Raw genomic sequence first — 21,681 nt, 5'->3', positions numbered from 1 at the left:
CAGCCCCCGCACGGTGCGCGGGGTCCGGCGCCCCCCGCTGCTCGACACGGCCGCCCTGCGGACCGAGCTGGCCACCCGCCGCGCGGGCGCCGCCCGCGCCCGCGCCTGGCTGCCCCTGCTCGATCCCCGGTCCGGCTCCCCCGCCGAGACCGTCGCACGCCTCCGCCTGCACGACGCGGGCCTGCACCCCGTCACCCAGGCCGTCCTCCGCACCCCGTCGGGCCGCAGCCTCCGCCCCGACTTCCTCTTCCCCGCCCAGGGTCTGGTGGTCGAGGTCGAGGGCTGGGCCTTCCACGGGTCGCGCGAGGCCCACGCCTCCGACCTCCGCCGCTTCAACGCACTGCAGAGCTGCCCGGAGGTCCGCCGCATCCTGCGGTTCACCGCAAACGAGGTCTTCCACCACCCGGACCGCTTCATCGCCGAGGTCCGCGCCGCCCTCGCCCTGGCCGCCGGACTGGAGAACTGACCTGCGGGAGGGCGGGGTTAGTGACAGGGGCGGCGGGGGGCGGGAGGGGCCCCGTGTGGCGGGCGCGGCGCGGGCGGGAGCGGGCGACGGGCGGGAGGGGGCGGAAGCGGCCCGGTGGGGCGGCCTACGACTCCGCCGACCGCTGGAGCGTCTCGCGCGCAAGCGCGCACAGCGGCAGCAACGGCAGGGCGGGCAGCAGGTCCGTCGCCACCCGCGCGCCCCAGCCGCCGGGGTGTCCCAGCCGCGGGGGCGTCCCAGCCGCCGGGGGCGCCGGGCGGGATGCCCCCTTCCCCGCACGGGGCGAGCAGTCCGCGCAAGGCGCGAGTCCGCGCCGCCGCGCTCCGGAGGGGAGAGCTGCCAAACGGTCGGGGTTTCGGCCTTTCCCGAACGGGCCCCTTGAACCCCTCGGTCCGAACTCGCCCCTTTCGCTAATGCGGCAGCACCACCCACGACGTGACGCCCGCATCCGGGGCCTGGGCGGCGCGGAGACCCCAGTCGCCGCCCCAGTCGTCGACGACGGCCGCGAGCAGCCAGAGCGCCCGGCGGCGCCGGACCTCGCAGAGGGCGAGGGTGTCCGGGTCCGGGTGGTGGGGGTGCTGGTCCCGGAGGACCAGGCGGAGGGTGCCGTCGCGTCGGCGCAGCGAGAGGTAGAGGTCACGCCCGGGGGTCAGCGCCGTGTTGACGGCAATGAGTTCGGTCACGACGTGCGTGACGGGCCAGGCGTGGGAACGGAGCCCGTGCGCGGGCAGCGCCGCCGTGACCGCGTGCCGCCCGACCCCCGCGCTGCGGGGGTCACCGGGCAGCGTGAGGCTGAGGACGAGCCCCGGGGGCGGGTAGGGGTGCTGCGCCCTCGCCGGGCACAGGGTCGTGCGTTGGGGTGGGGGTGAGTACGGGTGCATGGGTGACTCCCGGGTGCGAGGGCCGAGTTGACGGTCACCGCCGCTGCGGCCGAACTGTGGCCTGCCTCCCTGGTGCGGGCCCACCCCTCCCAGGGCAGGAGTTTCGGGCAGGACCGCGCGATGCACTTCGGCTGGGGCGCAGTGGGTTGCGGTGCGCTGCTCACTGTAGTGAGCGAGGGGCAAAATTACCCTCGTCGTAGGAGAAGTGAACCCTTTCGTGGAAGAGTCGCGTGGTCAGGCGGCAGACTGCCGGGGACCCCATGCGGAGAGGAACGGTATGGCAGCGAGGACGTCCCCCACCGAGCGCCAGAGGCGACTTGGGGCGGAGCTGCGAAGAATGCGCATGTCAGCCGATGTCTCGGCCGAGCTCGCGGCGGAACTCCTTGGCGTCGATCGCGGCAAGATCTCGAACATCGAGTCGGGTACGCGGCCCATCAGCCCGGACCGACTGCGCACCCTGGCCTACAACTGCGCCTGTACGGACGACACGTACGTTGACGCGCTCGTCGAGATGGCGCAGCCCCGTGGCCGGGGCTGGTGGGACAAGTACCGGGGTGAGCTACCGCAAGGGCTCTTGGACATCGCAGAGTTGGAGGCATACACCCTACGCATGCGAGCGGCCTACGCCATGCACATGCCTGGCCTGCTTCAGACGGCAGACCACGCGCTGGCCCTCTTCCGCGTGGTCATTCCCCAGCTGCCGGACCGCGAGATCGCGCTGCGCCTGGCACACCGCGTGGAGCGTCAAGCCGTGCTCGACGGCGATGCCTCGCCTCAGTACAGCGCGGTCGTCCACGAAGCGGCGCTGCGTATGCAGTTCGGTGGCCGCGCTGTGGCACGCGCACAGTTGGGGAACTTGCTGGAGAGGTCCGAGCAGCCCAACATCACCCTGCTGGTCATTCCCTTCGTGGCGGGGGCGTTCCCTGGTGCAGGGCAGACGGTTCTGTACGCCGAAGGCGCGGCGCCGCAGCTGGACACCGTCCAGATCGACAACTCTCACGGCCCGGTCTTCGTCCACTCCGACGCCCAGTTGGCGAAATACCGGGCTCACCTGGACTGGATGGAACGCATCGCGTTGCCGCCTCGCGAGTCAAGGGACTTCATCCGCGCGATCGCGCACCAACTCTGAGGAGACCAAACATGTCAGACGTCCAGTGGGAAGAGCCGTTCTGCGGTGAAGGAAACTCCTGCTTCCGGATAGGGACCGATGCGGAAGGGAACGGCTATGTCGCCGTCGTGGGGGCGGAGGATCGTTACCTCACCGACAGCCGCGAGGCCCTCCAGCAGATGATCCGGGACATCAAGGCCGGCAAGGCCGATCACCTGCTGTAGGCGGCCTTCCCCTCCGCATGCCCGTCGGCCGGGCGCCTGCGGCGGCTCAGGAGCTGCCAGGCGCCCAGGCCCAGGACCAGCACGGTACCGACGCCGATCCCCGCGAACCCGACCGCTCGCATGGTGGAGTTCGCGCCGCTGCCCGGGACGCTGCTCCCGAGCCCGAACCCGGCCGCCTCCGCGTCACCGTCGTACGGGGGTCCCTGCTGCGCCGTGCCCTCGACGCCGACGTTCAACGTCATGGGGACGCTGCTGGGCACCTTGGGGTCGAGGGTGACCTGGACGTAGTACCAGCCCTGGAACCGCATCGCCGATGCCCCGTCCGTCCCCACCTCGAACCGGTTCGCGTACGCGGCCGGGGCCGTGCCGAGACCGACGCCGGTGGGGGCGCCCGTGTAGCCGGTGCTCTTGTCGGAGACGGGGCCACGGGCCGTGTTGTACAGCGCGAGGCGCAGCCCGTTGACGGTGAAGAACGATGCGTCCGAGGTGGTGTTGGCCAGCTGGGCCCGCAGGAAGAGCTGCTGGCCCCAGGCGACGGGCACCCGGTAGAAGCGGCTCTCGCCCGGGCGGATGTCGTCCCTCCAGGCGCCGCCTTCCACGGCTGCCGCGTCGTTGAACCCCGTGCCGCCGCTCACCTTCTGCGGAGTGCCGCCGCTCGGTGACGGGGCCTTCGAGCTCCAGCCGGTCGGGGCTGCCGGCTCATCGGCGCCGGGCTTGAGGCCGGGCTCGGCCATGTACGTCAGCTCGATCGGCCACTTCGCTCCGCCGCCGGTCTCCGTACCCGCCCAGGCCACGGTGTAGAGGTAGTCCCCGGCCTCCTGGCACGCTGTGCTGCTGTCCTTGATGCGCCGCGACGCGTAGCTCGCGATCGTCCGAGCGGTCTCGCCCCCGAAGTACGCGGCCGGGCTGGAACCGCACGTCGTCCCGTCGGCCGAGGCCAGGGAGACCTGGATGCCGTCGAGGATGCCGCTCTTGCTGCCTGGGGGCGGGGCGAGCACGGTGGAGACGTACGCGTGGGACGCGTCGTCCAGCCGGACCCGGTAGTACTTCTTCTGGCCTGGCGCGATGGTGTCCGAGTAGATCTTCGCCCGCTCCAGCTCGGGCCCGTCCACGCTCGACTCCGCGCCGTTGACCGGCACCGATCCCTCGGCCGGCCGGTACGAACGGGCGGCGCCTCCTGGGGCATCGTCCGCACGGGGGGCCGCCGTCGCGGCGCTCGGCAGCAGCAGGACACAGAGTGCTGCCGCCACCCCGGCGGCGGCACCGCCTCGGGGCCTCGACACGATTCCGATTCCTCTCGTCGGGCACTGGGCCCCGTTCGTACGGGGTCGGTGCCCGACCCTACGGCCGCGGGCACCGACCACCCAGACTGCGTGTCGACTCTACGAGCCGTCGGTGCGCGGGAAGGAGACCTCCACGCGGCGGTTCTTCTTGCGGCCCTCTTCGGTGTCGTTGCTGGCGATCGGGTACTGCTCGCCGTAACCGCGGATCTCGAACGTGACGCTCGGGAGCTTGGTGGCCAGCACCCCCTGTACGGCGTTCGCCCGCTGCTTGGACAGGACGTCGCCGTGGGCGGAGGACCCGAGGTTGTCCGTAAAGCCGAAGACGCGCACCTTCGGGGCGTTCTGGGTCTGGATCTCCGTGGCGATCGCGTTGATACGGGCCGTGGCCGCTCCGCTCAGCTTGGCGCTGTCCTTGCCGAAGAGGACCTCGGCCTGGAGGGCGAAGGTGATGTCGGCGTTGGTGTCCTCGCGGCGCTCCTCACCGCCCATGTCCTCGACGATGGACTTGATGTCGAGCACACGGACGTCACCGAGCGTCGCCCCGTCGCCGAGCATGAGGCCGGGCGAGTTGGCGTCGACCTCAACGGGGGGCGAGGCGCTCGGCACGGCGGTGGGGTTGTCGTCCGCCGAGGCCGAGGTGGCACCCCAGAGAGTCGAGGTGCCGAGAACGACCGCCGCGGCGGCGCAGAGACCGATGCGGCATCGGAGAGCGCTGCGCGGTGCGGCTGGCGTGGGGGTGAGTAGCTGCATGGCGATGGTCACCCCGAGATCTTGATCGTCGCGGTGGGCATGGTGGGGATCTGGAAGTCGACCTCGGTGGTGGACTGAGGCGGGGCGGGGAACTGGGCGAAGAAGGGCGCCTCACCCTCAGGTGACAGCCCATCGAACTTGGTGCACAGGCAACGCCCGTCGGTGTCCCGCAGGATCAGATACCGCTTCTTGCCCTGCTGATCAACCAGTGAAGCCCCCGCCATGGAAGCGCCGTTGCTGACCAACTCCTGTTCTGTCCCCTGCCATCCGTTGGCAGCCCAGATCTGATCCGATCCGTTCCTCACACGGCCCTTGACCGTGACGAATCCACCGGCTTCTCGCTTGGCCGAGCTGATGACGACCTCAACGCCGTCCTTGCCCTTGATCGAGGCGAGCACCTGGCTCTCGTCCTCCTCGACCGGTGCGGGAGCTTCGCTCTTCTGGTCGGATGACGAGGACGAAGAGCCCTGCGGCTTGCTCTCGGGCTCGTCCGAACCGTCATCGCCACCACAGGCCGTCAATACGACAGCCATGGCTACGGAGGCGGCGGCGACGGCGGCCCCCTTGAAGCGAATCCGGGTCATGGCTGCACGCATCGGCGTGTTCCTCTCGGTGACGTTCACTTACTTGTCGGCCAGGTGGACGGAGAAAAGGTCTGCCAGGTCCGGCAGGAGGTTGAGGTTCTTCGGGTCGATATCGAAGTCCAAGTCTTCGTCATCGCAGACTGCTTTGTAGGCCTTCTGCTCCTCGGACTCGTCCGTGTCGCCGTCGTCGTCATCCGCCGTGGGGCTCGGCGTGGGACGTGTGTCCTCTTCGATACGACAGCGCGGCTCGATGACCGCCCTGGCGGTTGCCTCGGCCTTCTTCGTCTTGGTACTGGCGATCACCGAGCTGCCGACGGTCCGGTTGGTCTCGACCTTGACCGTGTAGGACGCCTCGGGCCAGAAACCTCGGTAACACGTCACCGTATCGGCGTCGTTCGCCGCCGCGAGCCGGTCGGCTGCGGAGCACGACCCTTGTCCGATATCCCGGCCGATCAGCAGGTCCTCCCACGCGTCGAAGTCGAAGGCCCCGGGCCAGCTCCACTCGTCCCGCGCGTCCTGGGCCGCCGCCAGCGCGGCAGCGTCGGCGGCCGTCTGGGCCTCGTTCTTCTTCATCGATGCCTGGCCGACGGCGAAATAGGCGAACGCGAGGAAGAGCAGGCCCGCCACCACCATGATGTAGATGGGGAAAGCCTGCCCTGCCTCGCGGGTCCTCCCGGCGTCTACTTCGCGCCGGTGATCTTGCCGATCTGCGTGGTGATGGCAGTCGCAATCGTGGTCCCGAAGTTCGTCGTCATGAGCACCCCGATGATCGCCACGACCACCACGATGATGCCCAGGTACTCCACCGCGCCCTGCCCGCGGTCCGCCCGGGCCTTCATGCGCTCGACGGACGTGTTCGCCCAGACCTTGGCGTTGACGGACGCCTTCAGCATCAGCTTGCTCATGGTGTTCCCCTCCGGGTTCGGCCGACCGTGAGCCGGCCGACGCGTAAGTCTCCGTGGTGCCGCCTGCGTTACCGGCTTCGTCCTGACCGGTGCCGTCGGTGACATGAAAAACGTACGGCCGGACACCCCGCTCGACGCAGGGCCCCAGGGCCCAAAGCCGGGCCCAAAACGCACGTTGGGCCCGTTCTGTCGTTCTCCCCCGTTCAGCCATGGCGGCCTGTCCCCCTCGTCCCAGGTCCCGGGCCCGGCGCCGTGCCGAGCCAGCGGGCGATCGCTTCGCTGCGGCTGCTGCTGTGCAGCTTGGTGAAGATCCTGTTGATGTGGTTCTTGACTGTCTTCTCGCTGATGAAGCAGGTGGCGGCGATCTGGTGGTTGCTCATCCCGGACGCGATGAGCTCCATGACCTCGGCCTCCCTCGAACTCAGGTCGTGCTGCTGCCTGTTGGGCGTCGGCAGCCGGTTATGGCTTCCCTCAGTCGAAGACTGTGCCACAACAGGTTGCAGTTGCGAAAGGCTTTCCGGTGGGCCCGCAGGTCGCGCGCCGGAGGGGCCGGGCGGCGGCGCGGTGTGCGGGGCGTTCCCCGGCGGCTGCGGCGCGGGGTCGGGGCTCCCGTGGGGGACGCCGGGCGCCAGGGCCGTTCCCAGCCCTTCCGGGAGGTTCCTCGGGACCTGGTCGGAGCCCTGGCGCATATGGGCGAGCAGCGCGTTGGCCGCGGTGGTGGTGAAGGGGGCCCGGCCGTTCTTCGTGTCCCGTACGGACTGGACGAGCTCGTCCGCCGTGAACTCGCCGTGGACCAGGTAGCCGCCCGCGCCCAGGCGCAGCGCCTCGTGGACGATGTCGCTCTCGCGGCTGTAGGTCAGCATCATCACAGGTGCAACCTGCACCAGGTGGGGCAAGGCGGAGATGCCGTCCACTCCGGGCATCCGTACGTCGAGCAGGACGACGTCGGGGCGATGGCGGACTGCTGCCTCGTAGGCCTGGCGGCCGTCCGCGGCCTCGGCGACGACCTCGATGTCGGCGCGGCCGCTGAGCAGGACGCCCAGGCCGGCCCGTACGACCGGGTTGTCGTCGGCGACCACGACCCGCAGGGGGCCGACGGAGGGAACCTCCGAACTGCCGGGGAGCGGCGGGGGTTCGCCGGGTGTCTTTGGTTGACGGGCGGCCGGGAATCCGGGGGAAGTGTGTTCCGTGCTGTCGGGGCTGCTGTGCGGGAATGTGTGCTGGGAGGCATGCTGCTGCTCCGCCCAGTTCTGGCCCGCAGCGCGGGAGACGTCGTCCGGCATTCTGCGACCTCCTCTCAGCGGGGTGGTGGGGGCGATGTGGCGCAGCGGGGTGCTGCGCAGGATCGGTTCAGTTGAGCTGGGGCCGCAGGCCGGGGCTGAGTGCGGCAGTCGGCAGTTCCAGGCGCACCTCGGTCCCTTTGGCGGCCCTGCCCTTGCCGATGCGGATGCGGGCGCCGATCGAGGCCGCCCGCTCGACCATGCCCACGACCCCGAAGTGCCCGGCGCGCTTCAGGTCGTCGAGCGTCGTGCCGGCCGGCAGCCCGTCGCCGTCGTCGTACACGCTGACGCGCAGGACGTCGCCCTTGATGCCTGCGAGGACCACGAGGTAGGTGGGACGGGCGTGCCGGTGGGCGTTCTCCATCGCCTCGGAGGCGACAGTGAGCAGTTGTCGGGCGACCACCTGGGGAACCATGGGCACCGGCGCCTCTCCCAAAGTGCGAAACACCGTGCTGGTGCCGTGCCGCCGCATGAAGTCGTCCGCACGCGCCCGGAGTTCGGTGATGATGTCGACACGCCCGTCGAGGCCGGATTCCTGCCGAAGATCCGAAAGCAGCTCACGGGACTCCGCGGCGGCCCGGCGAGCGGAGCGCGCCACCAGTTCGGCCTGTTGCTTGACGATGAGCGGATCCAACCGGTCGGCGGAGTGGGCCAGGCCATCGGCCGCCAGAGCGAGGCCGTGGAGGGTCTTGGCCACCGAGTCGTGCATTTCGCGGGCCAGCCGCGCGCGCTCCTCCTCCACTGCGACGCTGACCGCGAGTCGCGCCCGGGTGTCGGTCAGCGCCTGACTCGCCGAGCCGACCTGGAGCATCAGGTTGCGCAGAGCCACGCCGACGGCGCCGGCGAGGACGCAGAAGCCGGGCAGCAGCAGGGCGCTGGAGAGTCCTGGCTGGAACCTGCCCTCAGCGCCGTGGGCAGCGGCGAGGATCAACCCCTGGAGTACGGCGAAGACGCCCGCCGCACGCCATCCGTAGAGCAGCCCCGCCAGTAGCGGAGTACAGACGACCGCGTACCCGAGCGTCGATTCCGGGGTTGCGGTGAAGAGGAGCAGTGCGCCGAAAAACGTGTCCGCCCCGAGCAGCAGCGGATGTCGCACGAGGAGCGGCCCGAAGCGTTCCCAGTCCCGGTACAGGGCGTACGAACCGACGATCGTCACGAGCACGGCCGAAGCGACCAGCCATCCGGCAGGCCCGGGGGCACTGTTGTCGAGTGCCTGCGGGGTGCCGATGGCGATCGTGGCCAGCCGGAAGAGGAACACTTGGCGGGCAAGGGCCGACAGAGCGTTGACCTGGATGGAGACCGTGGGTGCCGGCCCCGCCGGAGTGGACAGGGTGGCGTTCGAGGACTCCTCGAAGCGGCCCGACTGCAGGGAGATCGTCATCGGCGGCCGCTCACTCTCCCGTGAGGGATCCGAGATTGGTGTCGGACCCGAGCAGCATGGCGGCGCCCATGAGGATCATGGTCGCGGGGATCATGAAGGTGGTGACCATCAGCGTGGCCTTGGGAACGGCCTTCGCCGCCTTTCGCCGGGCGTTCTGTGCATCGGTGCGCCGCATGTCGTTGGCGATGGCGATGAGGGTGTCGACGATCGGCGCGCCGAGTTCCTCGCCCTGCTGCAGTGCGGTGACGAACATGGCGACCTGTTCGGAGTCGTTGCGTCTGCGCAGTTCGTCGAAGGCCTGGCGGCGGCTGACGCCCATGTCCATCTGGCGGAGGGTGATGCGGAGTTCGTCGGACCAGGGGCCCTGGTACTTCTCGGCGACCCGGTCGAGGGCCTGGCGGAATCCGAGCCCGGCGGAGACGACGACCGCGAGGACGTCGAGGAAGTCGGGGAGGGTGCGGTCGATGTCGTCGCGGCGCTTGCGGACGGCGGCCCAGATGCCGACCTCGCCCCAGAACAGGCCGAAGGCGATCATGAACAGGGTCATGAAGATCCTGCCGCTGGAGAGCATCGCGAAGGCGGCGAAGCCGCCGAGGGCGCTGTAGACGGCGCGGCGGGCGGCGTAACGGTCGATGGTGAGGCCGCCGGGGTTGCCCGCCATGTCGATCTTGCGGCGCTTCTCGTTGACCTTCTTGGGCCCCATGAGGCGCAGCACGAGTGGCGCCCACCGCATACCGAGCCGGTCGATGCCCGATCCCACCGCGGTGGTGCGGGTGGATCCCACTTCCAGGGCTAGGGCCAGGTCGCCGGGGAGTGTGGCTTCGGCCCGGTACATCCGTATGCCCTTGAAAATGCCGAGGACGCTGAGGCCGACGACGAGAGCGAGCAGCAGTTCCATACCGGTCCCCTCCTCAGATATCGATCTTGGAAATGCGGCGGATGGCGATGAAGCCGAGGGCGTAGAGGCCGAGCGAGATGATGACCGCGATCTGCCCGGCGACGGATCCGGTCATCCGGTCGAGTGCTCCGGGGATGATCGAGTTCACGAGGAGCATGGCGCCGACCCCGATGGCGGGGACGGCGTACGCGGTGGCGTTGACCTGCGAGAGCTGGGTGCGGACCTCTCGTCGGGTCTCCTTGCGCTCCTCCAGGGTGACGGTGAGGTTGCGCAGCGAGGAGACGACCTGGCCGCCGGCCCGGTTGGAGAGGATCAGCGTGGAGACGAGGACGACGAGTTCGCGGGAGGGCAGCCGTTCGGCGAGTTCGCCGAGTGCGTCGTCGAGGGTGCGGCCGACACCGAGCTGGTCGGCGACCACGCGGAGTTCGTACCCGGCGGGCGCTTCGAGTTCGTCCGCGGCCATGGCGATGGACGTACGCAGCGAGAGCCCGGCCTGGGTGGCGTTGGCGAGCACCCGGGAGATCTCCGGCAGTTGGCTGATGAAGGCCTCGGTGCGCTTGGTGCGGTGCCAGTTCAGGAAGGTGTTGGCGCCCCAGATCGCGGCGAGTCCGGCGAGCGGGCCGAAGAAGGAGGCCAGGACGGAGGCCGCGATGAGCCAGAGGGCCGCCACCGAGGCCAGGACGTAGAGGAAGTACTCGCCCGGGGTGAGGTCGAGGCCGGTGGCCGCGAGCTTCAGCTCGATCCTCTTGCCGAGCTTCGTACGGCGCAGTCTGCGGTCGAGCCCGCGGAAGCGGCGCTGCGGGCCCATGTCGATCTGCCCGGTCGAGGAGAGCCGGTCGACGAGGGCTTCGCGCTGGGCCTTGCCCGAGGTGTAGGCGTGCAGGCCCAGGACGCCGAGTACGCAGCACAGCAGCGTGACGCCGATGGTGAGCGGTGCGAGGTTGTCCATGTCGGGGTACCTATCTGGCCTCTCGGGTGGCGAGGTATTCGTCTGACGGGGCGACCCCGAAGGCCTGGGGGATGGGCTGTCCGGCCATGAAGAGCCGGTCGGCGATGCGGCGCGGGAGCGGGAGGGTGCGGAACTCGCCGTGGATCACGCCGTCGGTGTCCATCGGCCGGGCGTCGAACCGGGAGACGGTGACGATCCTGTACGGGTCGCGTCCGTGGGAGTCGAGGACCGCGATCTCGGTGACGCGCCTGGTGCCGTCGGCGTGTCTGGTCAGCTGCACGATCACGTCGACGGCGCTGTTGATCTGGTCGTGCAGCGCCTCGAAGGGGATCTTGATCTCGGACATCGAGGCGAGGGTCTGGAGGCGCATCAGCGCGTCCTCAGCACTGTTGGCGTGGACGGTGGCCAGCGAACCGTCGTGACCGGTCGACATCGCCTGGAGCATGTCGAGCGACTCGCCGCCCCGGACCTCACCGACGACGATGCGGTCGGGTCGCATACGCAGGGAGTTGCGGACCAGGTCGCGGATGGTGATCTGGCCCTTGCCCTCGACGTTCGCTGGGCGTGACTCCAGCCGGATCACATGGTTCTGCTGGAGCTGGAGTTCGGCGGAGTCCTCGATGGTGACGATGCGCTCGCCTTCGGGGATGAGCCCGGAGAGCGCGTTGAGGAGCGTGGTCTTGCCCGTGCCCGTGGCCCCGGACACGATCACGTTGAACTTGGCCTGGACGAGCCCGGCGAGCAGCAGCAGCATCTGCTGGTCGAGCGAACCGAAGCCGATCATCTCCTGGAGCGAGAAGGACCGGGGGAAGCGCCGGATGGTGAGCGTGGCGCCGGTGAGGGAGAGCGGCGGGATGATGACGTTGACGCGCTCGCCGCTGGGCAGGCGGGCGTCGACCATCGGATTGGCCTCGTCCACGCGCCGGTTGACGGTGGAGACGATGCGTTCGATCGTCTGCATGAGCTGTTCGTGGCTGGCGAAGCGCATCGGGAGCTGCTCGACCCGGCCGGCCCGTTCGACGAAGATCTGGTCGGGTCCGTTGACCATGATCTCCGTGATGGAGGCGTCCTCCAGGAGCGGTTCGAGGACACCGAGGCCGAGTGCCTCGTCGACGACCCGACGGATGAGCTGGGAACGTTCGACGGTGGAGAGGACCGGGCCCTCGCGGCTGATGATGTGGCCCAGGACGCGTTCGAGCCGGGCTCGCCGGTCGGTGGCGGCCAGCGAGGACATCTCCGCGAGGTCTATCTCCTCGAGGAGCTTCGCGCGGTAGGTGGCGACCAGGTGGCCGTCCTCCCGTCCCCCTCCGCGCTCCTCGGGGGCGGTGATGCGTGCCCGCAGACTCATGGTTGGCACTCCTCGATGAATGGCCGCGCTCAGTCACGCGGCATGGTGGCGGACTTCTCGACGGTCCGGTCGCCCAGCAGGCCGAGGAGCACGTCCGGGATGCCGACCGTGACCTTCACCGTCACGGTGTCGCCTCCGGTCGGCGGGGAGATGCTGGCCCGATCCGCCACCCAGCCGGTCATGGACTCCTTTCCGACCCGCTCGTACGATCCGCGCAGGCCGTCCTGCGAGGCGGTGCGGGCGGCGGCTCTCGCGCCGGTGCCCGCCTGCTGGGCGGTGTAGGCGATCAGGCCGAGCTGGAGGCCGGCCAGGCCGATGAGAATGAGGACGGGGAGGAAGCCCAGGTACTCGATGGCGGTCGAGCCGTGGTCCCCGGCCCTGCGCGGCCGCTGCCCGGCCGCGCGTGAAAAGCGGCCCACCGGGCCGTCGCCGGTCCGACCGGCCGCGCGTGAGGTCCGTACGGGTGCCATGGCACGTCACTTCCCTTCCGCGGCCGCGCCGGCCGTCGCGTCGACGGGGATGGGAAGGCTCGCGAAGCCGGGGAACAGGACGGGGGCCTTCAGGGTGATGCGGACCTTGACCATGTCGTTCCCCGCGGCCCCGCACTCGTGGATCCGCGCGGGCCCGTCCCACGCGCTCGGGAGCCGATCGTGCACAGCCGCCTCGCAGCTGCTCCGGCGGTCCCAGGCCCCCGAGGCGACGGCTTTGCGTACGCCCTCGTCGGCCGCGCCGCTCGCCAGGGTGAAGGTGTACCCCACGAGCACCGCCTGCCAGAGCAGCACCAGGGTCACCAGGATGATCGGCACCATCCCGGTGAACTCGATGGTCAGCTGCCCGCCGTCGCGTCTCAGCCGTGCCCGTATCCGGCCCGGTTCTCCTCTGCCTGGTGTCACTGTCGGCCTCCCCCGCTGGTCGTGCCGCCCCTGCGCTTGCGGCCCCCGATCGAGCCCCGGTCGCCGCGCAGCATGCCGCCGCGCGGCTCCGCTCCCTGGGAAGGCTTCACGAGTCCGAGCTCCCCCGCCAGGGCCCACAGGGCCTGTTTCACCGTGGAGCGTGCGTCCAGTTCGTGCATCCGCCCGGAATCAACGGCACCCTGGAGTTCCTTGAAGTTCGCCGGCACCGCCGTGGCCGCCATCCGCGTTCCGGTGATCCGCTGGATGAGCGATGGCTGGATCTCCGTATTGCGGTTGAAACGGTTGACGAGCGTGACCGTCTCCTCCGCCTTGCGGATCTGGAGGCGGTCCCACATCCGCACGATGCGCTTCGCGCCCCTCACCGAGACCACGTCGGGGGTCGTCACGAGGACCGCGATGTCGGCCATCTCGATGGCGGCTGCGTTGGCGCCGTTCATCTGACTCCCGCAGTCGATGACGACGATTCCGTAGCGAGAACGCAAGGCGCTGACGATCTGTCGTGCGGAGCGGTCACTGACCTCCTCCCCCCGTTCGCCCTCACCGGGCGCCAGCAACAAGGCGAGGCCCGTCGCGTGGGAGAACACCGCATCGGACAGGACGCGAGGCGATATGTCGGAAATTGCGGCCAGATCGACGATCGAGCGCCGGAACTGCACATCGAGGTAGGAGGCGATGTCTCCCGTCTGGAGGTCCAGATCGACGAGGGCGGCCGTCTGCCCCGACGCCTGGGCCGCGAGGGCGAGCTGGACGGCCGTCACGGTGGCGCCTACACCACCCTTGGCACCGGTCACGGTGACGACGGTCCCGCCCGGGCCTGTGAAGACATCACCGCCCGCACCGAGGTGACGCCGCACCCCGGTGGACCACTGCCCGGCTGCCTGAACACGATTGGCCAGTTCCTCGTAGCTCAGTGGCAGCGTGACCAGACCGCGGGCCCCGGCGTCCATAGCAGCCTGGAACAGGCCCTGGCTGGCGTCCGCGGTGATCAGTACGACCGCGACCGCGGGGAAACGCAGAGAAACCTCCCGGATCAGTTCCAGGGCGGGCACCGGGCCGATCCGCTCATGAACCAGCACCACCTCGGGAAGCTCCTCGATGGACTCACCGGCCAACCTGGCCAGGGTGTCGATGAGCTGCGTCGAGTCACCGACGGGAGCCGCCGGCTCCGCGTCGGGGAGCTGGCTGAGCAGGGTGGTCACGGACCTTGCCGCGTCGGCGTCACCGACGGCAGGGAGGATCCTCGCGGTCATTCGATCCTCACTTGTCCTTGTCGAGCGTGTAGGTGCGGTCACCCGGGCGGATCGTGCCGTCGCTGCCGGGCGCGATCAGCGCGAGGCGCACGTGCTGGGCAAAGGATTCCGCGTACGCCACGCGCTGGGTGTCGAGGGTGTTGAGGGCGAAGGTGATCGGAACGACTTCGGAGGCCTGGCTCCTGTTGTCGTCACGTGGCTCAAGAGCGGTCAGCTGACCGACGTCCAGGACCTTGGCATTGGAGACGATCACTTTGGACTGGGACGCCTCACCGTCCCGTTCGCCCGCGAAGGTGGCGTAGATGTTCACCTTGTCGTTCGCACGGATCTTGCCGGCGACCCCGGTCGCCGCATCGATCATGATGGCGATCTCCTGCTCACCGGGCCGCAGCTCGGGGCTCTTGACCATCATGTCGGACTGCATCAGGGAGCCCTCGCGGAGCTGAGTCACGGCGATTTTTCCGTCGATCTCATCGAGATCCGTGACGGCGTTGTCCGAGAGCCAGCGCTTTGGCATGGACACCTTCTCGAACTGCCTGGAGGTGAGCGCCGTATACGGTGCCACGTCGGACTTCAGCCGGTAGGCGTCGACCTCCGGCCCGACCTTCGAGTTGACGTCGCTGATCACGGAGAGCACGCCGGCAAAGGCGCCGAAGGCGCACAGGATCGACAGGAGCAGGAGTATCACGCCGCGGCGCTGGCGGGAGTTCATCGGCCGGACAACCTCGTTCGAATCGGATGCGTGGAGCAGCGGACAGAGACAGATGCGCGGTGTCTGCGGATCGCGTCGCGGGCGCTAGGAGTTCGGGGGCGCGGGCGCTCCGTGGTTCAGGACACCTGTGGCGTGCATACGGTTCTCCGGCGGGGCCAGCGGGGAGGAACAGAACCCGCAGCGGTCGCCGATGAGCTCCATTCCGCACCAGTGGCAGTCCTCCCGGCGTACTGAGGAGACCAACTGGTAGATCACCGAGATGTCGGGGAGGAAGGAGGCGAACTCCACCATTTTTCCGGTCCCCCACCAGCCTGGTGATCCGGAGGGCAGCGGGCACTCCTGGACCGCCTGGACCTTCCACGCCGGGGCGAGGGTCTGCTGGACCCAGTCCGATCCGAGCTGACCCTTGGCGACCAGCAGGTGGGTGGCGAACTCCGGTCCGGCCGGTGGTTCGGCCGTCGGGCCGATCTTGATGAGCTGCGGGTTCGGCCCGGCGAGCACGGCGAACTGGGAGCCGGGGACCCAGGACTTCGCGTGGGTCTTGAGGCTCACGGGGACACGGTCGAGTCTGGCCACGGAGTTCAGCACCGCCCCGGCGTGGATGTAGTGGGCGAGCAGCCGGGCGGCCGAGGCGACCACGCCCGGGCTGAAGTCGCAGATCGACAGCTGGCGCAGTTGACGCACCAGTACGGCGACACCCAGCGGCGGGAGGTCCACTTTGAGCAGGGCGATGCGGTCGCTCTCCAGGACGGAGCGGATCGCGTGCAGTCTGCGTTCGTGGGCGGGGCTGATGCCCGTCGGGTAGACCACGACCACATGGCCGTGCTGCTCCAGAAGCAGGTTCATGTCACCGATCGCAAGATCGAGGGGCTGGGCTTCGGGAGCCTGCAGCAGGGCCGCTGTCGGTGTCTGCTGATCAATCGGCGGTAGCACCAGATCAGCACTGGTCACTGCTATTGCGGTCGGCACGCTCTTCCCCGTTCGGCTCCGGCCGTCGTCCGAGGTGACTCCGGCCGCAATCGCTCCTTCTCCGTGCTTCTTCCCAGCACTTTAGCCACGTCATACCGGGCAGAGAACAGATATCGGAACCCAGTACGAAGTCGTGCGGCACAGGCGTTCGCAACGCCTCCGTACGAAATCGGACGAAAAGCAGACTCGTTAACTCCTCTACCACTGCGGAGGGTTACGTACGCTCGTCAGGTTTGGATTCCGGATGAATTCATCCGCCCACGTCAGCGCAGAGCACTGCCCTGCCATTCACGGCTTCCTGATATCCGCGCCGTCACGTTCCGGATATCTCCGCCGCCTCACCCGCATGGGTACATCGCGTCCGAGGGGTGGAGATCACCCGATGGTGAACCGGGCCCGGACCGACCCTCGGGCCGACCGCGAACCGGACTCCGTGCCGGCCTCGGGCCTGCGGCCCACGACGGCTCTGCGGCCTCTTCGCACAGCTCGGACCGCCAGAGGCCTTGACAACTCGATTGGTCTGGACCAGTTTATCGGCCAACGGTGGCCACCGTTCCCCGCCAGCACTCCCAACTCCCCCACCGGAGGCAGCAAGTGGAACGCTCCGCAGGCAGCAGCAGACACAGAAGGAGCCGGGTCCGGCCCTTCCTCGGCGGTGCGGTCGCCGTCGTCGCGGCAGGGGCGCTGGCCGTCACCGGCCTCGTGAGCAGTGCGCAGGCCGCCGACATCAACGTGGCCAAGAACGCCGGTTTCGAGTCAGGCCTCGCCAACTGGACCTGCTCCGCGGGCAGCGGCACCACCGTCTCCTCCCCCGTGCACGGCGGCACCTCCGCGCTCAAGGCCACCCCGGCCGGGCAGGACAACGCCAAGTGCACGCAGACCGTGGCTGTGAAGCCCAACTCGACCTATGCGCTGAGCTCCTGGGTGCAGGGCGGCTACACCTACCTCGGGGCGAGCGGCACCGGGACCACGGACGTCTCCACCTGGACGCCCGACTCCGGCAGCTGGACCCAGCTGAAGACCAGCTTCACCACCGGCCCCTCCACCACCTCCGTGACCGTCTACACCCACGGCTGGTACGGCCAGGCCCCCTACTTCGCCGACGACGTGCAGGTGAGCGGCCCCGACGGCGGCGGCGGGACGGACCCGGAGCCCTCGGTGCCCGGAACCCCCGCCGGACTGGCCGTGGGTACGACGACCACCTCCTCCGTCGCCCTGACCTGGAACGCCGTCTCCGGCGCGACCGGCTACACCGTCTACCGGAACGGCACGAAGGCCACCACGTCCACCGGCACATCCGCGACGGTGACCGGGCTGGCCGCGGACACCGCGTACCAGTTCGCCCTCAGCGCCACCAACTCCGCCGGCGAGTCGGCCAAGTCAGCCGCGGTCAGCGGCCGTACGGCCAAGACCACCGACCCAGGCGACCCCTCGACCACGGTACCCAAGCACGCGGTGACCGGGTACTGGCAGAACTTCAACAACGGTGCCACCGTCCAGAAGCTCAGCGACGTGCCGGCGAACTACGACATCATCGCCGTTTCCTTCGCCGACGCCACGGCGACGCCCGGTGCGGTCACCTTCAACCTGGACTCCGCCGGGCTGAACGGCTACACCGTCGCCCAGTTCAAGGCCGACATCAAGGCCAAGCAGGCGGCCGGGAAGAACGTCATCATCTCCATCGGCGGCGAGAAGGGGACCATCTCGGTCAACAGCGACGCCTCCGCCACCGCGTTCGCCGACTCCGTCTACGCGCTCATCCAGGAGTACGGCTTCAACGGGGTCGACATCGACCTCGAGAACGGCCTCAACTCGACCTACATGACGAAGGCACTGCGATCCCTGTCGTCGAAGGCGGGCTCGGGCCTCGTCATCACGATGGCTCCGCAGACCATCGACATGCAGTCGACCTCCGGTGAGTACTTCAAGACGGCGCTCAACATCAAGGACATCCTGACCGTCGTCAACATGCAGTACTACAACAGTGGTTCGATGCTCGGCTGCGACGGCAAGGTCTACTCCCAGGGCTCGGTGGACTTCCTCACCGCGCTCGCCTGCATCCAGCTGGAGGGCGGCCTCGCCCCCTCGCAGGTCGGCCTCGGTGTCCCGGCCTCCACCCGGGGTGCGGGCAGCGGCTACGTCGCCCCGTCCGTCGTGAACGCCGCCCTGGACTGTCTGGCCAAGGGCACCTCCTGCGGCTCGTTCAAGCCGTCCAGGACCTACCCGGACCTGCGCGGCGCTATGACCTGGTCCACGAACTGGGACGCCACCGCGGGCAACGCCTGGTCCAACGCGGTCGGCCCGCACGTCCACGGACTGCCGTAACCCAGTCGGTACTCCGGCCCAGCAGCGCCGCCGCTCCCCCGGCGGCGCTGCTGCGGGTACGCCGACCGAACCACCGTCCCCGTCCGGGCCCCCGGCAGCTCGGCACGGGGGCGGGGGCCGGGCTGTCACCAGGGGAGATCCCGCACCTGCTGGACGCACAGCACGACGAACAGCAGCCCTGCCGCGCCCAGCATGCCGTTGCTGAGCCATCCGTTGCGCCATTCGCGCGGAGTGCGGGAGGAGTTGAGCAGCCACAGCAGGGTGAGGGCCAGGAACGGCATGAAGAAGGCGCCCAGGACGCCGTACCCGATGACCAGGCCGAAGGGCTCGTCCAGCCAGAGCAGGCTCATTGGCGGGAAGGTCAGCCACAGCAGGTACGCGCGGAACGGCACGGAACGCTCCTGCCGACGGACCGCCTCGCCGCCCGTCCTCTCCCCTTCCGGGACGCCGCCCCGGCTCACGCGCAGCCGCTGGACGAAGTCGGCGAACATCAGGCTCACCCCGTGCCACACCCCGATGAGCGAGGAGAACGAGGCGGCGAAGAAGCCGATCAGGAAGAGTTTGGCGGTCGTGGGCCCGAAGCGGTCCTCCAGGACCGCGCCGAGGTCGATCAGCCCCCGGTCGCCCTGCGTCAGGGCGATCTGCGAGGAGTGCAGCAGTTCGGCACCGACGATCAGCATCGCGACGACGAAGACACCGGTGGTGATGTAGGCGGCCCGGTTGTCGAGCCGCATGACCTTCATCCAGGAGGAGTTGTCCCAGCCCTTCGCATTGACCCAGTACCCGTACGCCGCCATCGTGATCGTGCCGCCGACCCCGCCGATCAGCCCGAGCGTGTAGATCAGCGAGCCGTCCGGGAGCACGGGCACGAGCCCGGCGAACGAGGCGCCCGCGTCCGGGACCACCCGGATCGCGACGTAGACCACGACGACGAACATCACGCCGTGAGATCGAGTGCCGTGAGATCGAGCCCGACGTTGTGACCGGACGTTAGAAGGCGAGCGGTGGTGGGCGGCTCCTGGGGAAGCTCCGCCGCGGCGCGAACCACATCACCGCTACTTGTCCGCAGCCAGTTCGTCCTCCAGCCAGGTACGGCCCCGCGTACGGGCGGTCAGCTTCACCTGGCCCAGGGGTACGGCGAGACGCTCCGCCTCCGTACGCACCGCCTCCTCGGCGTCCGCGCCCACGTCCTCCAGGAAACGACAGACGATCTCGCCGCTCCTGTCCTGCGCCCAGCCACCGACGACGCGCCCGTCCCACCACAGCGTGGGCCCGATATTGCCGGCCCTGTCGGTGAGGCGCGGGCCGTGCTCGCCCATGAACCAGTCGCGTTCGTGCCAGCCCATCGGGGTGGAGTCGAGTGCCGGCAGCAGCGCGGCCCACGGCTTTGGCGGTGCGGTTTCCTCCAGGTCGTCGGGCAGGAGCAGCCCCGTCGTCCCACCGCCGAGATCGACCTCGACCGGCTTCAGGGTCGCCAGTACCCGCTTGGTCTGCGTCTTGGTCCACCCCGCCCACCAGCGCAGATCGTCCGCCGGGGCCGGGCCGAAGGCCCGCAGCCAGCGGCGGGCCAACTCTTCCTCCGCGCGGTGGGTGTCCCAGGATGCGAGGCCGTCGGCGATCCAGTTCGTCGTCGGCGCCCACCGGTACTGGTGCGAGGTCCACGAGCCGCGCGGCCGGCCGCGTACCACCCGCCCCTCGGCGGCGAGCAGGAGCAGCAGCCTGCTCGCGACCTTCTGGGTGCCTTCGTAGCCCTTGCCCGCCGCGAGCACGACCGTCGTGCTCAACCGGGCGTCGTCGCCAGCGAGTTCGGCGGCGGTGGCCTCGCCGCGGGCGTCGAGCGCACGCACGGCGATGTCCTCCGTCTCGGACAGCCACTTCTCCACGCCCACCGCGTCGTCCGCGACCTGCGAGTGGCCAGGAAGCCGAGGAGCTTACGGCGTTCGCGCGCCGCCACCGCGTCCGAGCAGGCGGCTTGCATCACCGGGGCCACGTCGAGGGAGGTGACGAAAACAGTACGGCGCATGCCCATCAGCCGGACGAGGGTGCGGTCCTCGTACAGGGCGCGCTCCACCGTGCTCACCGCACCACCGTTCGTCCGCGCCCACACGGCGACGTACACGGAGGACGGGTCGGTGCTGTGCAGCGCGACGAGATCGCGTGCCACCTCGACCGGATCATCCGCTCGGGCGGCCACCGCCAACCGGTGCCGTACACCGAGCCGTGCCCGTCGCTCCGTCACATCCATACGCCGCATGCGCGCCACTCCTTCGTGCCGTGATCCGTCAGTCTGCCTCTGAGAGGGAGCGTACGCGGGCGGAGACCGGCCAGGCCCGAGACCGTTCAACCCGACACCGAGGTCCACAGGAGGTCTTCGGAGGCCAGCCAGCGCCCCTCGTAGTGTCGGGGAACATGGGCGGGTGCCGTCGGCGGCACGGTGAGCACGCTCGCCGTGAACGTGCCGCCGTCCCGCAACTCCACCTCCACGTCGAGGAATCCAAGGAGGCAGCCGGCCATCGGGAACCACGCCTTGTAGAGCGACTCCTTCGCGCTGAACAGCAATCGGTCCCAGCGGGCCGGGCTGGCGTACTGGTTGAACCAGACGAAGACCAGGCCGACCAGTCCGGTGAGGATCGCCCAGGTCTTCAGACCCGGCCCGTCGGGGAAGAGCGCCACGATGGGCAGGGCGCTCGACGACATGGCCGTCGCACCGTAGACGAAGCCCCAGACGATGACGTACACCGCGAAGTACCCGGTGGTCCACCCGCCCAGGGTGCGCCAGCCGTCGAAGAGGGTCCGGCCGGTGGCGAGGTGCCATCGGCCCACCGCCTCGGCGAGCGAGATCTTGACGAGGCAGCCGATGACGGCCGCCCACATGAGGGTGTAGCCGAATTCGCTCCCCGCGATGAGCGTCGCGACCAGGTCCCCGGCCCCACGCCCGTAGCCGCGACGACGATTCCCGGGCCGATGTACTTCCAACTGGACTTACGCGGACTGGAGCCCCGCTCCCCGGTCTGTGTGGTTCCGCTCGTCTCCGTCATGCCGGTCAACGAAGCGCATAGTCCCGCTTCGCACAAGAGGGCCCGCCATACCCTCGCAAGGCCCCCTCAGGCCCGGACCCGCGCGTGTGTCGGGGCCGGTCCGGACACACCCGCACCCGGACCGGCCCCGACGCCCGGCAATCGAGACCTTAGATGACCAGGCTGAGCGCCGCCGCGACGACGAAGCCCGCGACCGAGAGCACCGTCTCCAGTACGGTCCAGGACTTCAGGGTGTCGCGCTCGGTGATCCCGAAGTACTTCGACACCATCCAGAAGCCGCCGTCGTTGACGTGCGAGGCGAAGGTGACTCCTCCCCCTCCTGAAGGACTCCGTTGGGGAATCCGTGATTCGGGCTTCCTGGCATGGTCATGCAACAAGGTCGAGGCGGGCGAGGTGAG

General features: G+C 69.5%; 20 protein-coding genes and 5 pseudogenes. 4 read left to right on the top strand and 21 right to left on the bottom strand.

Going from position 1 to position 21,681, the window contains the following annotated elements:
• The coding region (locus ACFU5K_RS26965; RefSeq protein WP_384066170.1) for an endonuclease domain-containing protein at positions 1-466 on the top strand (466 nt) is incomplete at its 5' end.
• Between the two features lie 428 nt (positions 467-894).
• On the opposite strand, the gene ACFU5K_RS26960 is transcribed toward ACFU5K_RS26965, so the two are convergent.
• The gene (locus tag ACFU5K_RS26960) at positions 895-1,365 is read right to left on the bottom strand and encodes an ATP-binding protein (RefSeq protein WP_384066168.1); all 471 of its coding nucleotides are present in this window, start codon (positions 1,363-1,365) and stop codon (positions 895-897) included.
• A gap of 277 nt (positions 1,366-1,642) precedes the next feature.
• Here ACFU5K_RS26960 and ACFU5K_RS26955 point away from each other — a divergent pair, with 277 nt between their 5' ends.
• Positions 1,643-2,494 (top strand): helix-turn-helix domain-containing protein, encoded by an 852-nt coding sequence (locus ACFU5K_RS26955; protein ID WP_384066166.1) that lies wholly within the window; start codon positions 1,643-1,645, stop codon positions 2,492-2,494.
• A gap of 11 nt (positions 2,495-2,505) precedes the next feature.
• Positions 2,506-2,697 carry a hypothetical protein gene (locus ACFU5K_RS26950; RefSeq protein ID WP_384066164.1) on the top strand — a complete coding sequence of 64 codons (192 nt, stop codon included), beginning with the start codon at positions 2,506-2,508 and terminating at the stop codon, positions 2,695-2,697.
• Here ACFU5K_RS26950 and ACFU5K_RS26945 read toward each other — a convergent pair.
• The 15 genes and pseudogenes from ACFU5K_RS26945 to ACFU5K_RS26875 all read right to left on the bottom strand — a co-directional run bounded on the left by ACFU5K_RS26945 (position 2,685) and on the right by ACFU5K_RS26875 (position 15,902).
• The gene (locus tag ACFU5K_RS26945) at positions 2,685-3,980 is read right to left on the bottom strand and encodes a hypothetical protein (protein WP_384066162.1); all 1,296 of its coding nucleotides are present in this window, start codon (positions 3,978-3,980) and stop codon (positions 2,685-2,687) included. The genes ACFU5K_RS26950 and ACFU5K_RS26945 overlap by 13 nt on opposite strands.
• Positions 3,981-4,079: 99 nt before the next feature.
• Complete coding sequence (locus tag ACFU5K_RS26940) at positions 4,080-4,730, bottom strand: OmpA family protein (RefSeq protein ID WP_384066175.1); 651 nt, start codon at positions 4,728-4,730, stop codon at positions 4,080-4,082.
• Positions 4,731-4,738: 8 nt separating this feature from the next.
• Positions 4,739-5,326 carry a hypothetical protein gene (locus tag ACFU5K_RS26935; protein WP_384066160.1) on the bottom strand — a complete coding sequence of 196 codons (588 nt, stop codon included), beginning with the start codon at positions 5,324-5,326 and terminating at the stop codon, positions 4,739-4,741.
• Between the two features lie 27 nt (positions 5,327-5,353).
• Positions 5,354-5,959 (bottom strand): annotated as a pseudogene (locus tag ACFU5K_RS26930) (pilus assembly protein TadG-related protein); the annotation flags it as partial.
• Positions 5,960-5,994: 35 nt separating this feature from the next.
• Entirely contained in the window at positions 5,995-6,219 is a 225-nt protein-coding gene (locus tag ACFU5K_RS26925; protein ID WP_099174736.1) for a hypothetical protein, read from the bottom strand.
• A 203-nt stretch (positions 6,220-6,422) separates the two neighbouring features.
• Positions 6,423-7,502 (bottom strand): response regulator, encoded by a 1,080-nt coding sequence (locus ACFU5K_RS26920; protein ID WP_384066158.1) that lies wholly within the window; start codon positions 7,500-7,502, stop codon positions 6,423-6,425.
• Positions 7,503-7,569: 67 nt separating this feature from the next.
• Complete coding sequence (locus tag ACFU5K_RS26915; protein ID WP_384066156.1) at positions 7,570-8,880, bottom strand: sensor histidine kinase; 1,311 nt, start codon at positions 8,878-8,880, stop codon at positions 7,570-7,572.
• A 10-nt stretch (positions 8,881-8,890) separates the two neighbouring features.
• Positions 8,891-9,778: a DUF5936 domain-containing protein gene (locus ACFU5K_RS26910; RefSeq protein ID WP_384066154.1), complete on the bottom strand. Its 888-nt coding sequence runs from the start codon at positions 9,776-9,778 to the stop codon at positions 8,891-8,893.
• A 13-nt stretch (positions 9,779-9,791) separates the two neighbouring features.
• Positions 9,792-10,727: a type II secretion system F family protein gene (locus ACFU5K_RS26905; protein WP_384066152.1), complete on the bottom strand. Its 936-nt coding sequence runs from the start codon at positions 10,725-10,727 to the stop codon at positions 9,792-9,794.
• A 10-nt stretch (positions 10,728-10,737) separates the two neighbouring features.
• On the bottom strand, positions 10,738-12,075 hold the full coding sequence (locus ACFU5K_RS26900; protein ID WP_384066150.1) for a CpaF family protein: 1,338 nt from the start codon (positions 12,073-12,075) through the stop codon (positions 10,738-10,740).
• A gap of 29 nt (positions 12,076-12,104) precedes the next feature.
• Entirely contained in the window at positions 12,105-12,545 is a 441-nt protein-coding gene (locus ACFU5K_RS26895) for a TadE/TadG family type IV pilus assembly protein (protein ID WP_384066148.1), read from the bottom strand.
• Between the two features lie 6 nt (positions 12,546-12,551).
• Positions 12,552-12,968, bottom strand: a complete 417-nt coding sequence (locus ACFU5K_RS26890; RefSeq protein ID WP_384066146.1) for a TadE family protein — start codon at positions 12,966-12,968, stop codon at positions 12,552-12,554.
• Positions 12,965-14,239 carry a CpaE family protein gene (locus ACFU5K_RS26885; protein WP_384066144.1) on the bottom strand — a complete coding sequence of 425 codons (1,275 nt, stop codon included), beginning with the start codon at positions 14,237-14,239 and terminating at the stop codon, positions 12,965-12,967. Before ACFU5K_RS26885 ends, ACFU5K_RS26890 begins: the two co-directional genes overlap by 4 nt.
• A gap of 7 nt (positions 14,240-14,246) precedes the next feature.
• Positions 14,247-14,951, bottom strand: a complete 705-nt coding sequence (gene cpaB / locus ACFU5K_RS26880; protein ID WP_384066142.1) for a Flp pilus assembly protein CpaB — start codon at positions 14,949-14,951, stop codon at positions 14,247-14,249.
• Positions 14,952-15,035: 84 nt separating this feature from the next.
• A complete protein-coding gene (locus ACFU5K_RS26875; RefSeq protein ID WP_384066140.1) occupies positions 15,036-15,902 on the bottom strand; it encodes a hypothetical protein in 867 nt (288 codons plus the stop codon).
• 612 nt (positions 15,903-16,514) lie between these two features.
• Between ACFU5K_RS26875 and ACFU5K_RS26870 the strand changes: the two genes are divergently transcribed.
• The gene (locus tag ACFU5K_RS26870; protein WP_384066138.1) at positions 16,515-18,245 is read left to right on the top strand and encodes a chitinase; all 1,731 of its coding nucleotides are present in this window, start codon (positions 16,515-16,517) and stop codon (positions 18,243-18,245) included.
• Positions 18,246-18,370: 125 nt separating this feature from the next.
• Here ACFU5K_RS26870 and ACFU5K_RS26865 read toward each other — a convergent pair.
• The 5 genes and pseudogenes from ACFU5K_RS26865 to ACFU5K_RS26845 all read right to left on the bottom strand — a co-directional run.
• Positions 18,371-19,189, bottom strand: a pseudogene (locus ACFU5K_RS26865) (Nramp family divalent metal transporter); the annotation flags it as partial.
• 111 nt (positions 19,190-19,300) lie between these two features.
• Positions 19,301-20,499: pseudogene (locus ACFU5K_RS26860) on the bottom strand (winged helix DNA-binding domain-containing protein).
• Between the two features lie 86 nt (positions 20,500-20,585).
• Entirely contained in the window at positions 20,586-20,804 is a 219-nt protein-coding gene (locus ACFU5K_RS26855; RefSeq protein WP_384066172.1) for a 4'-phosphopantetheinyl transferase superfamily protein, read from the bottom strand.
• Between the two features lie 21 nt (positions 20,805-20,825).
• Positions 20,826-21,283, bottom strand: a pseudogene (locus ACFU5K_RS26850) (Nramp family divalent metal transporter); the annotation flags it as partial.
• 149 nt (positions 21,284-21,432) lie between these two features.
• Positions 21,433-21,681: pseudogene (locus ACFU5K_RS26845) on the bottom strand (hypothetical protein); the annotation flags it as partial.

It is taken from the genome of Streptomyces sp. NPDC057428 (assembly GCF_042803195.1).
Classification (GTDB): domain Bacteria; phylum Actinomycetota; class Actinomycetes; order Streptomycetales; family Streptomycetaceae; genus Streptomyces.
Note: the sequence above shows the minus strand (reverse complement) of the source record. Positions and strands in the feature narration are given on the sequence as shown.

Excerpts from the sequence above, each read along its gene's own strand:
- ACFU5K_RS26925 (WP_099174736.1), bottom strand. The coding sequence starts at position 6,219 with ATGAGCAAGCTGATGCTGAAGGCGTCCGTCAACGCCAAGGTCTGGGCG.
- ACFU5K_RS26940 (WP_384066175.1), bottom strand. The coding sequence starts at position 4,730 with ATGCAGCTACTCACCCCCACGCCAGCCGCACCGCGCAGCGCTCTCCGA.
- cpaB (WP_384066142.1), bottom strand. The coding sequence starts at position 14,951 with ATGAACTCCCGCCAGCGCCGCGGCGTGATACTCCTGCTCCTGTCGATC.
- ACFU5K_RS26960 (WP_384066168.1), bottom strand. The coding sequence starts at position 1,365 with ATGCACCCGTACTCACCCCCACCCCAACGCACGACCCTGTGCCCGGCG.
- ACFU5K_RS26920 (WP_384066158.1), bottom strand. The coding sequence starts at position 7,502 with ATGCCGGACGACGTCTCCCGCGCTGCGGGCCAGAACTGGGCGGAGCAG.
- ACFU5K_RS26900 (WP_384066150.1), bottom strand. The coding sequence starts at position 12,075 with ATGAGTCTGCGGGCACGCATCACCGCCCCCGAGGAGCGCGGAGGGGGA.
- ACFU5K_RS26950 (WP_384066164.1), top strand. The coding sequence starts at position 2,506 with ATGTCAGACGTCCAGTGGGAAGAGCCGTTCTGCGGTGAAGGAAACTCC.
- ACFU5K_RS26895 (WP_384066148.1), bottom strand. The coding sequence starts at position 12,545 with ATGGCACCCGTACGGACCTCACGCGCGGCCGGTCGGACCGGCGACGGC.
- ACFU5K_RS26935 (WP_384066160.1), bottom strand. The coding sequence starts at position 5,326 with ATGCGTGCAGCCATGACCCGGATTCGCTTCAAGGGGGCCGCCGTCGCC.
- ACFU5K_RS26885 (WP_384066144.1), bottom strand. The coding sequence starts at position 14,239 with ATGACCGCGAGGATCCTCCCTGCCGTCGGTGACGCCGACGCGGCAAGG.
- ACFU5K_RS26905 (WP_384066152.1), bottom strand. The coding sequence starts at position 10,727 with ATGGACAACCTCGCACCGCTCACCATCGGCGTCACGCTGCTGTGCTGC.
- ACFU5K_RS26915 (WP_384066156.1), bottom strand. The coding sequence starts at position 8,880 with ATGACGATCTCCCTGCAGTCGGGCCGCTTCGAGGAGTCCTCGAACGCC.
- ACFU5K_RS26955 (WP_384066166.1), top strand. The coding sequence starts at position 1,643 with ATGGCAGCGAGGACGTCCCCCACCGAGCGCCAGAGGCGACTTGGGGCG.
- ACFU5K_RS26910 (WP_384066154.1), bottom strand. The coding sequence starts at position 9,778 with ATGGAACTGCTGCTCGCTCTCGTCGTCGGCCTCAGCGTCCTCGGCATT.